Origin of the sequence: Kitasatospora sp. NPDC098652 (assembly GCF_044760155.1) — a bacterium.
Lineage (GTDB): Bacteria > Actinomycetota > Actinomycetes > Streptomycetales > Streptomycetaceae > Kitasatospora.
This window is the reverse complement of the sequence record NZ_JBIWAQ010000024.1, coordinates 1-12206: the sequence shown is the minus strand read 5'-3', so window position 1 is coordinate 12206 and position 12206 is coordinate 1. Positions and strand designations below refer to the sequence as shown.

The following is a 12206-nucleotide window of genomic DNA, read 5'->3' as shown; positions in this document are numbered from 1 at the left end:
CCCACGCTCGGCAGGGCCCTACCTCCGGTTCGCGGCCTGCTTGACGGTCCTGATCGCGGGTGCCGTCTCGACGTGGCCGACCGCCGGGAGTGCGGCCACCCGGGTGGTCAGGTAGCGGTACAGCGCGCGCTGGTCCGCGCAGACCACGGTGGCGTACAGGTTGGTCGGCCCGGTCGTGGCGCAGGCGAAGGCGACCTCCGGGTGCCCGGCCAGTGCCCGGCCGGCCTCCTCCAGGTACGGGGGAGCGACCGAGATCCACAGCAGGGTCCGGGTGCCGACACCGAGCAGGTGCGGGTCGCAGTCGATGTCCAGGTAGAGCACCCCGCGTTCGCGCAGCTCCGTCATCCGGCGCCGGACGGTCGTCGGCGACCAGCCGGTGGCGGTGGCCAGTTCCTCGAACCCGGCGCGGCCGTCCGTCTCGAGGGCGGCGAACAGCCGGCGGTCGCCGTCGTCCAGCCGCAGCGGTCCGGGCCGGTGGACCGCCGGGGCCGCCGCGGGCGGCGCGGGCGGGCGCAGGGCCGCGACGGTGGCCCCGTCCAGCGGGCCGAGCTTGGCGATCAGGCTGTCCGGGCCGCCGTAGAAGGAGTGCAGCACCGAGTGCGCGCTCACCCCCTCGACCCGCGGGGTGCGGGGGAGCCGGGCCAGCAGCAGGGCCTCGCTGTCGGCCTCGGTCTCGGCGCGGACGGTGCAGGTGATCTCGGTGCCGCCGGAGGTGAGGCTGACCCAGGAGGTGTCGGGGCGGCGGGCCAGCGCCTCGGCGACCGCGACCGCGGCGGAGGGCGCGCAGCGCACCCGCAGCAGCCACAGTTCGGCGCCCAGCGCGAGCGGGTCGACCCCGCCGAGCACCCGCACCGCGCCGGTCGAGCGGAGCCTGGCGTACCGGCGGGCGACGGTGCGGTCCGACACCCCGAGGGCGGTGGCGATGGTGCTGAACGGGGCCCGGCCGTCGATCTGCAGGGCGTGGACGAGGCGGCGGTCCAGCTCGTCGTAGTCGGATTCCACCGTGCCGAGGGTAGCCGGTGTCGGATTCCGGCACCATCCCGCCGGTCACTGGGCCAACGGTCGCTGGTGGAGCGAGCGTTGAGCCCGTCAACGGAACCCGGCCGGTCGAGGGACGACGGGCCGGACGGAACCACCCGACGGACCCGAGGAGAAACACCATGGACACCGACGTACTGGTCGTCGGAGCCGGCCCGACCGGCCTGACGGCGGCCAACGAGCTGCTGCTGGCGGGCGTGTCGACCGTAGTCGCCGACCGCCTGCCCGCTCGCAGCGCCCTGTCCCGGGCGGGCGGCGTGCAGACCCGCACCCTGGAGCTGCTGGACCAGCGCGGCCTGCTGGAACCGCTGCTGGCCGGCGGGGACCATCCCGTCGGCGGGAGCCACTTCGCGGGCATCCCGCTGCCGGCCGCCCCGGCCGCCGATCCCGGGTCGGCCGATGATCCCGGGCCGGGTGCCTTCCGCCCGCGCCGGCCCTGGCGCTCCGTCCCCCAGGTCGTGCTGGAGGCCTTCCTGGAGGAGCATCTTGCCGCGCAGGGCCTCACCGTCCGGCGCGACCACGAGCTGGTCGACCTCGCCCAGGACGAGGAGGCCGTCACCGCGACCTTCGCCGGGGGCCAGGTGGTCCGGGCCCGCCACCTGGTCGCCGCCGACGGCGGCCACAGCACCGTACGCTCCCTGCTCAAGGCCGAATTCCCGGGCCGGGCAGGCACCTTGACCACGATCGCCGCGGACGTCCGGCTGAGCGGCGCCGACGACCTGCCCACCCACCACCGCAGCCCGGACGGCCACTGGACGGGGATCTTCCCGCTCGGCACCGACGGCCGGGGCCGCCCGCTGCGCCGACTCGCCATGGGCGGGCCGGGCCGCTCGCTGCCCAGGGACGTCCCGATCACCGAGGAGGAGATCCGCGAGGGGCTGCGGGCCGTGTTCGGCGAGCGGGTGCAGCTGCTCGAACTGTGCCACGCCCGCCGCATCACCAACGCGGCCCGGCAGGTCGCCCGGTACCGGCACGGGCGGGTGTTCCTGGCCGGCGACGCGGCCCACGTCCACCTCCCGCTCGGCGCCCAGGGCATGAACGGGGGGATGCAGGACGCCTTCAACCTCGGCTGGAAGCTCGGCGCCGCCGTCCGGGGGTGGGCGCCGGAGGGCCTGCTCGACAGCTACCACACCGAACGCCACCTGGCCGGGACCACCGTGCTGCGCAACGTCCAGGCCCAGGGCCTGCTGATGGACTGGGCGGGCAGCCGCGATCCGGACGTGCTGGCCACCCGGGACCTCTTCACCGAGCTGATCGCCCTGCCGGAGGTCCGCCGCCGGCTGAGCGAGGTGATGTCCGGGACGGCCACCCGCTACCCGATGCCGGACACCGGCCCCCACCCGCTGCTCGGCGGGCCGGCGCCGGACGCGGACCTCGGCCCGGCGCGGCTGCACCAACTCCTGCGGTCCGGCCGGGGCGTGCTGCTGGACCCGCAGGGCGTCCTCGCCGAGGCCGTCGCCCCCTGGTCCGACCGGGTGGACCGGTTCGACGGGGGAGCCCCCGTGGAGCCGATGCTGATCCGTCCGGACGGCCATGTCTGCTGGGTGGGCACCCCGGAGACCCTCCGGCCGTCCCTCACCCGCTGGTTCGGCACTCCGCGCTCGCTTGCCTGACGCACCGTCAATTCCGTTGCGCCCCCGTACCGCTCCCGGTGCGGGGGCGATCCGGTTCACCGGGGCGGCGCCGGGTAGCCGCGGGCGCGGACCAGGTCGTGCACGAGCTCGGTGAAGGCCCCGGCGGCGGCGCTCCGGTAGGCCTCGGCGCGGCGCAGCAGGGCGACGGTGCGGGTGGGGAGGGGCGGTTCGAGCGGGACGCGGGCGAGCCGCGGGTGGTCGTGGGTGACGGCGTCCGGGAGCACGGTGGCGAGCGGGGTGCGCTGGACGACCTCGGTGAGGGCCTGGACGGAGTTGGCCTCGACGGCGATCCGCGGGCTGACGCCGTGCCGGGCGAGGTAGTCGTCGATGTGGCCGCGGGTGGCGAAGTCGCCGCTGAGCAGGGCCAATCGGCGATCGGCGAGCTCTCGTACCGGGAGCGGGCCGTCGAGGCCGGTGTCGGTGGCGGCTCCGGCGCCGGTGCCGGACCCGGTGACCAGGGTGAGGTGCTCGGTGAACAGGGCGGTCGCGGTGACGCCGGGCAGGTGGGGCCCGTGGAAGGCGATGCCGAGGTCGAACTCGTCGGTGAGCAGGCCGGTTTCGATGCGGTCCTGGCTGGTCTCCCGGACGGTCAGGGCGATGCCGGGGTGCCGGGCGTGCAGCTCGGCGGCGAGTGGGCCGACGAGGTAGGCGGTGAAGGTCGGGGTGACGGCCAGCCGCAGCCGCCCGCACGAGAGGTCCTGGACGTCGTGGACGGCGCGTTCGGCGGCGGCGAGGTCCCGCAGCGCGCCGCGGGCGTGGTGGGCGTACGCCCGGCCGGCGTCGGTGAGGCGCACGGTGCGGCCGGTGCGGTCGAGCAGCTGGGCGCCCAGGGTCCGTTCGAGCTGCTTGACCTGCTGGGACAGCGTCGGCTGGGAGATGTGCAGCTCCTCGGCGGCGCGGGTGAAGTTGCCGTGGTCGGCCACGGCGAGCAGATAGCGCAGATGACGCAGTTCCAGGGCCATGAACCGAACTATAGACGCGATCGATGGAAAGCATCGGTAGCAGGTCTTGGACGCTATAGCCCCAGGTCGTGCACTGTGGATCTCGCCAGGCCGCACCGGCCCGGCGCCACGAGAGGGAGTGACCACATGCGTGACTTCGCCGAGGGCATCGCGTACTTCCAGCGGGACGTGTTCCCCGCCAAGGAGGAGCTCTTCGCCCGGCTCGCCGCCGACCACAGCCCGCACACGCTGTTCATCGGCTGCTCCGACGCCCGCGTCGTGCCGGAGCTGATCACCGGCTCGGACCCGGGTGAGCTGTTCGTGATCCGCACCGCGGGCAACCTGGTGCCCGCCTACACCCCCGGGGCCGACGGCGTCACCGCGAGCATCGAGTACGCCGTCGCCGCCCTGGGAGTGCGGGACGTCGTGGTCTGCGGGCACTCCGGGTGCGGGGCGATGACCGCCCTCGCCCACGACCACGACCTCAGCGCGGCCCCGGCCGTCGCCGACTGGCTGCGGCTCGCCGACGCCTCGGTGGCGCGCACGGCCACCACCGGGGACGTTCCGGCCCTGGTGCGGCAGAACGTGCTCGCCCAACTGGCGAACCTGGCCACCCACCCGTCCGTCGCCCGCGCTCTGGCCGTGCGGGCGCTCACCCTGCGCGGCTGGGTCTTCGACATCGCCACCGGCGGCGTCGAGGACCTCACCGCCACCGCCGGCCACGCCACCGCCGGCCACGCCACCGCCGGCCACGCCACCGCCGGCCACGCCGCCGCCGGCCACGCCGCCGTAGCGGCCTGACCGCCACCCCAGCCCCCTCCCCGGATCGCCGCTTGCCGCGCGACCGGTAAGCCCGTCAACCACGAGAAGGAACCCCCCATGGTGCACGCCCAGTTCGACCCCACCGCCCGCCAGCTGCTGGCCGCCGCCGCCGTCGAGGCCAAGACCCGCAAGGACCTCACCTGGCAGCAGATCGCCGACGTCTCCGGCCTGTCGGTCGCCTTCACCACCGCCGCCGTCCTCGGCCAGCACGCCCTGCCCAAGGAGTCCGCCGAGGCCGTCGCCGAACTGCTGGGCCTGGACGCGGACGCGGCTCTGCTGCTCCGGACCATCCCCACCCGCGGCTCGATCCCCGGCGGCATCCCCACCGACCCGACCATCTACCGCTTCTACGAGATGCTCCAGGTCTACGGCACCACTCTCAAGGCCCTCGTCCACGAGCAGTTCGGCGACGGCATCATCTCCGCGATCAACTTCAAGCTCGATGTGCGGAAGGTTGCCGACCCCGAGGGCGGCGAGCGCGCCGTCATCACCATGGACGGCAAGTACCTGCCGACCAAGCCGTTCTGACCCAGCCCCTTCGTCCGGTGCGGCGGGGCGGTGCCACCGCCGCCCCGCCGCACCGACCCCACTCAGGAGGACACCGTGGACTTCGTCCAGCGCACCATCGACCTCGCCCGCCGCAACGTCGAGGAGGGCGGCCGCCCGTTCGCGACCGTCATCGTCAAGGACGGCCGGATCCTGGCGGAGAGCGCCAACCAGGTCGCCCAGACCGACGACCCCACCGCGCATGCGGAGATCCTCGCCATCCGCGAGGCCTGCACCAGGCTCGGCACCGAGCACCTGACCGGCACCACCATCTACGTCCTGGCCCACCCCTGCCCGATGTGCCTGGGCTCGCTGTACTACTGCTCGCCGGACGAGGTGGTCTTCCTCACCACCCGCGAAGCCTACGAGCCGCACTACGTCGACGACCGCAAGTACTTCGAACTCGACACCTTCTACGGTGAGTTCGCCAAGCCCTGGGGCCAGCGCCGACTGCCGATGCGGCACGCGCCGAGCGCGGACGCGGTCGAGGTGTACCGCCTCTGGCAGCAGCGCAACGGCGGCGAGCGCCGGGTCGCGGGCGCCCCCACGGGCCCGACCGCTCCGACCGCGTCGACTGCTTCGACCGCTCCGACGGAGGGTTGAGGCCGGGATGACCGAAGAGATCGGGGTGATCGGGGTGATCGAGAAGGTGGCCTGGATCCGGCTCGAGGACGGCGGCCTCCTCGCCGCCCGGAGCCACGGCCGTGAGCTGTTCTACCTGCCGGGCGGCAAGCCCGAGCCCGGTGAGACCCACCCCGAGGCCCTCGCCCGCGAGATCGCCGAGGAACTCGGCGTCACCCTGGACCGGGCGACCGTCCGGCCGCTGCTGACGGTCGAAGCCCCCGCCCACGGCAAACCCGCCGGCACCCTGGTCCGCACCAGCTGCTACACCGCCGATCACACGGGCACCCCCGCCCCCTGCGGCGAGATCGCCGAGCTCGCCCACCTCACCCACGGTGACCACCCCCGCGCCAGCGCCACCACCCGCACGGTCCTCGACCACCTTGCCGCCAGCGGACGGCTCCTGCGCTGGTGACCGCTGCGGTCCGCTACGGTCCGCCGCGGTGCGGGCTCAGGGTGAGGTGAGCCCGGGCAGGGGGCCGAACTCGGTGCAGTGCTCGCAGTCGCAGGTGGTCAGGGAGTTGGCCTGGCAGTGGGCGGTGGCGAAGTAGCGCCCGGCACACGGACCGGGGGCGACCGGGGCGCCGTCCTCGGGCAGGGTGCGGCGACAGGCGCCGCAGCTGACCGCGACCGCCACGCCCGCCCGGCGCAGGTCCCGCGCGGCGGGGGCGGCGACCTCGAAGGGGACCTCCGCCAGGAGGACGGCCGTTCCGGCGTCCAGGGCCCGACCGCTGTGGAACAGGCTCAGCCCCGTCACCGTGCGGACCGCCCTGAGCCGCACCGCGCCCCGGGGTGAGGGGCCGGCGAGCCGTACGGTGAACTGCGGGTCCTCCACAACTCCCCCTTCGCCGAGCGGTGTTCACGCCCTCGGCAGGTCAGTCAACTCCCCGCCCGGCCACCGTGCCAGCGGATTTCCGTGCGCGTCGATCCGGGAGTCGAGCCCCTCCACGCCGTCGTCGTGGGCGGGCCTGGCAAGCTGGGCGTGGACGGGGCGCCGACCGGGTGTCCGTCGGGGAGGGGGTACTGGTGGTGGGTGGTTCGGTGGGCCGACGGGTGCCTCCGCTGGATCCGGAGGTGCGGGCGGCGGTGGAGGCCGCCGGGGCGCGGGCGCGGGAGGTGCTCACCCCGGAGGGCCTGGTGGCCTGGCAGGAGCGGGACGCTCGGGTCCGGCCCCGGCCGACGCTCGACCGGCTGAGCGACGGCGGCCGGTTCGAGGTGACGGAGCTGCAGGTGCCGCGGGCCGACGGCGACGGCGCGCTCACCCTGGTCAGCGCGCGGCCCGCCGGGGTCCGCGAGCCGCTGCCGCTGCTCTACTACCTGCACGGCGGCGGGATGGTGACGGGCAACGCGTGGTCCGTGCTGCCCCGGGTGCTGCGCTCCTGGGCCCTGCCCCTGCGGCTGGCCGTGGTCTCCGTCGAGTACCCGCTGGCGCCGCGCACCCGCTTTCCCGGGGCCGTCGAGGACTGCTACGCCGGGCTCGGCTGGGTGGCCGAGCACGCGGACGAACTGGCCGTGGACGCCGGGCGCCTGGTCATCGGCGGCAAGAGCGCCGGTGGCGGGCTCGCCGCCGCCCTCGCCCACCTGGTCCGCGACCGTGGCGGACCGACGCCGATCGGCCAACTGCTGCTCAGCCCGATGCTCGACGACCGCGGCGACACCTTCTCCAGCCACCAGATGGTCGGTCACGACACCTGGGACCGCGCCTCCAACGCCACCGCCTGGCAGGCTGTGCTCGGCGACCGCCACGGCGCCGCCGACCTCTCCCCGTACGCCGCCCCGGCCCGCGCCACCGACCTCACCGGGCTGCCCGCCGCGTACCTGGACGTGGGCTCCGCCGAGACCTTCCGGGACGAGGCGGTCGCCTACGCCGACGCGATCTGGCGGGCGGGCGGCGAGGCCGAACTCCACGTCTGGCCCGGCGCCTGCCACGGCTTCGACACCCTCGCCCCGCACGCGGCCCTCGCCCGGGACGCCCAGGAGGCCCGCACCCGGTGGCTGCGGCGCGTGCTCCAGCGATGACGTGACGGTGCCGTGGCGACAGTGCCGCGGCACCGCCGCGCCGGGCTAACCCCCGGGGCCAGGCGGCCGAAGCCGAAATCGGCTCGACCGGGGCGGCCGCCCGGCGGGATGCTACCGGGATGGAGTTCCTCTGCTACCACCGCGACCGGCCCGGATCCCTGCCGCTGCGCGACGAACTGCTCGAAGCGCACTGGTCCTACATGGACGGGTTCGCGCAGGAGATGATCGCCCGGGGGCCGACGCTCACCGACGACGGGGCCCTGCCCACCGGCAGCGTGCACATCCTCGACCTGCCCGATCCCGCCGCCGCCCGGGCGTTCGCCTTCGGGGAGCCGGGCTACCAGGCCGGGGTCTACCGGGACGTCCTGCTGCGGCGGTGGCGCAACCTGCTGGGGCGCACCATGTGGGACTTCCCCGGCGGCCGGACCGAGGGCACCCGCTACCTCGTGCTCGGCCTCGGCGGCGGGCAGCCCGTCGACCTCGCGGTCCCGGCCGACCGGGAGGAGCTCATCGCCTACGGGCCGCTGCTCTCCGATGACGGGACGGCCTGGCTGGGCACGGCGGCCCTGCTCCGGGCGCCGGATCCGGACGCGGCACGGGCGGTGCTGACCGCGGACGGCTACGCCGACGTCGAGGTGCACCGCTGGCAGTTCGGCGGCCGCCCGTCCTGACGGCCCGTTCCCGTACGGCCGGCCCGCTCCCGTCCTGACCGGGAGCGGGCCGGCCGCCGCCGCGCCGGGCCGGCCACCGCCGCGCCGGCCTGACCGCCGCCGCGCCGGGCTAACCCCCGGTGTCCGTACGTTCCTCCGGCCGGCCGGGCTCGGCCCAGCGGGTGTGGTAGCTGCCCGGCCGGTCGGTGCGGCGGTAGGTGTGGGCGCCGAAGAAGTCGCGCTGGCCCTGGATCAGCGCGGCGGGCAGCCGCTCGCTGCGCAGGGTGTCGTAGTAGGCGAGCGCGGCGGAGAACGCCGGCACCGGGATGCCGTGCTGGGCGGCCCCGGCGACGACCGTGCGCCAGGCGGCCTGGGCGTCGGCGACCTCGGTGGCGAACTGCGGTTCCGCGAGCAGGCTGACCAGGTCGGGGCTGGCGGCGTGGGCGGCGCGGATCCGGTCGAGGAAGGCGGCCCGGATGATGCAGCCGCCGCGCCAGATCTTCGCCACCGCGCCGAGGTCGATGTCCCAGCCGTACTCGGCCGCCGCGTCGCGGATCATCGTCCAGCCCTGGTCGTAGGCGATGACCTTGGACGCGTAGAGGGCCTGCTCGACGTCCCGGGTGAAGCGCTCGGCCTCGTGCGGGTGCATCGGGTGCACGGTGCCGCCGGGCAGCGGCCGGTAGGCCTCGCGCAGCGCCGTCCGGGAGGAGGCGACCCGGGCGAAGGTGGCCTGGGCGATGGCGGTGACCGGGGAGCCGAGGTCGAGCGCGGTCTGCACGGTCCAGCGCCCGGTGCCCTTCTGCTCGGCGGCGTCCTGGACGACGTCGACGAAGGGCTTGCCGGTGTCGGCGTCGGTGTGGGCGAGGACCTCGGCGGTGATCTCGATCAGGTAGGAGTCGAGCCGGCCCTGGTTCCAGCGCTCGAAGATGCCGGCGATCTCGGCGGGGGAGTACCCGCCGACGTCCCGCAGCAGGTGGTAGGCCTCGGCGATGAGCTGCATGTCGGCGTACTCGATGCCGTTGTGGACCATCTTCACGAAGTGGCCGGCCCCGTCGGTGCCGATGTGGGTGCAGCACGGCTCGCCGTCCACCTGGGCGCTGATCCGCTCCAGCATGGGGCCGAGCACGGTGTACGACTCGGCGGAGCCGCCGGGCATGACCGAGGGGCCGAGCAGGGCGCCCTCCTCCCCGCCGGAGACGCCGCTGCCGACGAAGTGGATGCCCTGCTCGCGCAGCGCCCGCTCCCGGCGGCGGGTGTCCGCGAAGTGCGCGTTGCCGCCGTCGACGATCATGTCGCCGGGCTCCAGCAGCGGCGCGAACTCCTCGATGACCTCGTCGGTGGGCCCGCCGGCCTTCACCATGATCAGTAGGCGGCGCGGACGTTCCAGCGCGGCCACGAAGTCCTGCGGCGACTCGGCGGGGACGAAGGTGCCCTCGTGGCCGAACTCCTTGACCAGGGCCCTGGTCCGGGCCGGGGTGCGGTTGTGCACCGCGACCGTGTAGCCGTTGCGGGCGAAGTTCCGCGCCAGGTTGCGGCCCATGACCGCCAGGCCCGTCACGCCGATCTGTGCCGAACCGATCGCGGATGCGTCCATGAGCTGTGCTTCCTTCCTCGGGGCCGGCCGACGGAGGAGTGCGCGCCGACCGCGTGCCGCGCACGCGAAGGACCGCCGGGGGCGGTCGGAGTCCAGGATCACCGCCGGACGGTGCCGCCCGCCCGGGGGGTTGGGCCGTTCAGGTGCCCGGAGGCGCCCACTGACCCTGCCGAACCGACCCTACCCCCGGATCAAGTCCCATGGCAGGGCAAGGCCTTGGTGGGCGGCGGGTAAAATCCCGGGCCGCCCGGCGCGGCGGACCGGTGCTGTTCACGTTCCGGCCGCCACCGGTACACCGGGGCCTCCCACCCTGGGGGCCGCACCGCCGCAGTCACCTCCCCTCCCCCTTCCACAGGAGACCTCCGTGACCCGTCGTTACGTCCGACTGGCCGCCACCCTCGGCGCCGCCGGTGTGCTGGCCGGATCCACCGTCGCCCAGGCCGCCGCCGCCGAGGAGGGCCGCGGCGCCCACCGGGCCCAGCACGTCCTGCTGGTGTCGGTGGACGGTCTGCACCAGTCGGACCTCGCCCGCTTCGTGGCCGCGCACCCGCAGTCGGCGCTGGCCCGGCTGGTCCGCGGCGGCGTCGAGTACACCCACGCCGCCACCACCGACCCGTCCGACTCCTTCCCCGGCATGGTCGCCCAGCTGACCGGCGGCGGCCCCGGCACCACCGGTGTCTACTACGACGACAGCTACGACGCCGCGCTGCTCCCGGCCGGCACCACCGACTGCGCGCACGCCAAGCCGGGCGCCGAGGTCGACCTCACCGAGGACCTGGACCGGAACAAGGACGCGCTCGACGCCGGCCAGGGCCTGGCGGGCCTGCCCGGCTCCATCCTGCGGATGACCGGCGACCCGCGGACCCTGATCGACCCGGCCAAGCTGCCGGTCGACCCGCGGACCTGCCGGCCCGTCCAGCCGCACTCCTACCTCCAGGTGAACACCGTCTTCGAGGTGGCCCGCCAGGCCGGCCTGCGCACCGCGTGGTCGGACAAGCACGCCGCCTACGACATCCTCAACGGCCCCTCCGGCGAAGGCATCCAGGACCTCTTCACCCCCGAGGTCAACAGCAACGCCACCGGCTACAAGGGCGACTGGACCAAGGACAACCAGGCCACCGAGCAGTACGACTCGTACAAGGTGCAGGCCGTCCTCAACGAGATCGACGGCTACGACCACAGCCGTGCGCAGCGGGTCGGCACCCCGGCCGTCTTCGGCCTGAACTTCCAGTCCGTCTCCACCGCGCAGAAGCTGGCCAGCTCCGACGGCCTCCGGGGCGGCTACGTCGGCAAGGGCGTGCCCGGCCCGCTGGTGGAGAAGAACCTGGCGTACGTCGACCAGCAGATCGGCGCGCTGACCGCCGAACTGCGCAGGCAGCACCTGGACCGCTCCACCACCGTCATCCTCTCCGCCAAGCACGGCCAGTCCCCGACCGACCCGGCCGCGCTCAACCGGATCGACGACGGCCCGCTGCTCACAGGCCTCGACGCCGCCTGGAAGGCCACCCACCCGGGCGCGGGCGCCCTGGTCGCCCACGCGGTCGACGACGACGGCGTGCTGCTCTGGCTCAACGACCGCTCCGCGGCCGCCACCTCCTTCGCCAAGGCCTACCTGCTGGCGCAGCACGGCAACGGCGTCGACATCGACGGCAAGGCCCGCCCGTTCACCGGCAGCGGCGTCGAGAAGGTCTACGCCGGGGCGGAGGCCGCCGACCACTTCGGCGTCGCCCCGGGCGACCCGCGGGTGCCGGACGTCTTCGGTGTCGCGCAGTACGGCGTCGTCTACACCGGCGGCAGCAAGATCGCCGAGCACGGCGGCGACCACGCCGACGACCTGGACGTCCCGCTCGTCGTCTCCGGCGCCGCCACCCCGGGCGGCGTCCGCCGGGAGGAGAAGGTCGAGACCAAGCAGATCGCCCCGACCATCCTCGACCTGCTCGGCCTCCGGCCGCACGCCCTCCAGGCCGTGCGCGCGGAGCACACCCGGGTGCTGCCCGTCCGCTGACCTCGGTGAACCGCCTGGCGGCCTGCCCCGGCCGCCCCGGGGAACTGCGGATAATCACCTGATCCCTGGTGTTCCGTCAGGTATCGTCGCGGGGGGGGGGGGGGGGGGGGGGGGGGGGGGGGGGGGGGGGGGGGGGGGGGGGGGGGGGGGGGGGGGGGGGGGGGGGGGGGGGGGGGGGGGGGGGGGGGGGGCGCGGGGGGGGGGCGGGCGGGCCCCCCCCCCCCCCGCGGGGGGGGGCCCCCCCCCGGGCCGCCCGGGGGGGGGCCGGGCCCCCCGCGCCCGGGGGCAGCGGGCGGAGGTCAGCGGTCGGGGCTCTGCGGGCGGAGGTCAGCGGGC

At 75.2% G+C, this 12206-nt stretch carries 12 protein-coding genes; 8 read left to right on the top strand and 4 right to left on the bottom strand.

The annotated features are described in order from the left end of the window. Positions 1-18: 18 nt before the first annotated feature. Positions 19-1002, bottom strand: coding sequence for an Lrp/AsnC family transcriptional regulator (locus ACIQWA_RS34605; RefSeq protein ID WP_402489426.1), 984 nt, complete (start codon positions 1000-1002; stop codon positions 19-21). A gap of 158 nt (positions 1003-1160) precedes the next feature. Between ACIQWA_RS34605 and ACIQWA_RS34600 the strand changes: the two genes are divergently transcribed. Continuing rightward, entirely contained in the window at positions 1161-2651 is a 1491-nt protein-coding gene (locus ACIQWA_RS34600; protein WP_402489423.1) for an FAD-dependent monooxygenase, read from the top strand. Between the two features lie 56 nt (positions 2652-2707). Here the strand turns inward: ACIQWA_RS34600 and cynR are convergent, their stop codons facing one another. Continuing rightward, on the bottom strand, positions 2708-3634 hold the full coding sequence (cynR, locus tag ACIQWA_RS34595; protein ID WP_402489420.1) for a transcriptional regulator CynR: 927 nt from the start codon (positions 3632-3634) through the stop codon (positions 2708-2710). 126 nt (positions 3635-3760) lie between these two features. Here cynR and ACIQWA_RS34590 point away from each other — a divergent pair, with 126 nt between their 5' ends. The 4 genes from ACIQWA_RS34590 (at position 3761) to ACIQWA_RS34575 (ending at position 6017) form a co-directional block, all read left to right on the top strand. Beyond that, positions 3761-4414, top strand: a complete 654-nt coding sequence (locus ACIQWA_RS34590; RefSeq protein WP_402489418.1) for a carbonic anhydrase — start codon at positions 3761-3763, stop codon at positions 4412-4414. Between the two features lie 78 nt (positions 4415-4492). After that, complete coding sequence (gene cynS, locus ACIQWA_RS34585) at positions 4493-4963, top strand: cyanase (RefSeq protein ID WP_360231590.1); 471 nt, start codon at positions 4493-4495, stop codon at positions 4961-4963. 75 nt (positions 4964-5038) lie between these two features. After that, positions 5039-5584 (top strand): nucleoside deaminase, encoded by a 546-nt coding sequence (locus ACIQWA_RS34580; RefSeq protein ID WP_402489415.1) that lies wholly within the window; start codon positions 5039-5041, stop codon positions 5582-5584. 7 nt (positions 5585-5591) lie between these two features. Next, the gene (locus tag ACIQWA_RS34575) at positions 5592-6017 is read left to right on the top strand and encodes an NUDIX domain-containing protein (protein WP_402489412.1); all 426 of its coding nucleotides are present in this window, start codon (positions 5592-5594) and stop codon (positions 6015-6017) included. A gap of 36 nt (positions 6018-6053) precedes the next feature. On the opposite strand, the gene ACIQWA_RS34570 is transcribed toward ACIQWA_RS34575, so the two are convergent. Then, positions 6054-6437, bottom strand: coding sequence for a hypothetical protein (locus tag ACIQWA_RS34570; RefSeq protein ID WP_402489409.1), 384 nt, complete (start codon positions 6435-6437; stop codon positions 6054-6056). A 218-nt stretch (positions 6438-6655) separates the two neighbouring features. On the opposite strand from ACIQWA_RS34570, the gene ACIQWA_RS34565 reads away from it, so the two are divergent. Both ACIQWA_RS34565 and ACIQWA_RS34560 read left to right on the top strand, forming a co-directional pair. Continuing rightward, positions 6656-7621, top strand: coding sequence for an alpha/beta hydrolase (locus ACIQWA_RS34565; protein WP_402489407.1), 966 nt, complete (start codon positions 6656-6658; stop codon positions 7619-7621). Positions 7622-7740: 119 nt separating this feature from the next. Further along, positions 7741-8292, top strand: a complete 552-nt coding sequence (locus ACIQWA_RS34560) for a YciI family protein (RefSeq protein WP_402489404.1) — start codon at positions 7741-7743, stop codon at positions 8290-8292. Between the two features lie 109 nt (positions 8293-8401). Here the strand turns inward: ACIQWA_RS34560 and gndA are convergent, their stop codons facing one another. Beyond that, on the bottom strand, positions 8402-9865 hold the full coding sequence (gndA, locus tag ACIQWA_RS34555; protein ID WP_402489402.1) for an NADP-dependent phosphogluconate dehydrogenase: 1464 nt from the start codon (positions 9863-9865) through the stop codon (positions 8402-8404). Between the two features lie 364 nt (positions 9866-10229). Between gndA and ACIQWA_RS34550 the strand changes: the two genes are divergently transcribed. Beyond that, complete coding sequence (locus tag ACIQWA_RS34550) at positions 10230-11870, top strand: alkaline phosphatase family protein (protein ID WP_402489400.1); 1641 nt, start codon at positions 10230-10232, stop codon at positions 11868-11870. The last annotated feature ends 336 nt before the right edge of the window (positions 11871-12206 follow it).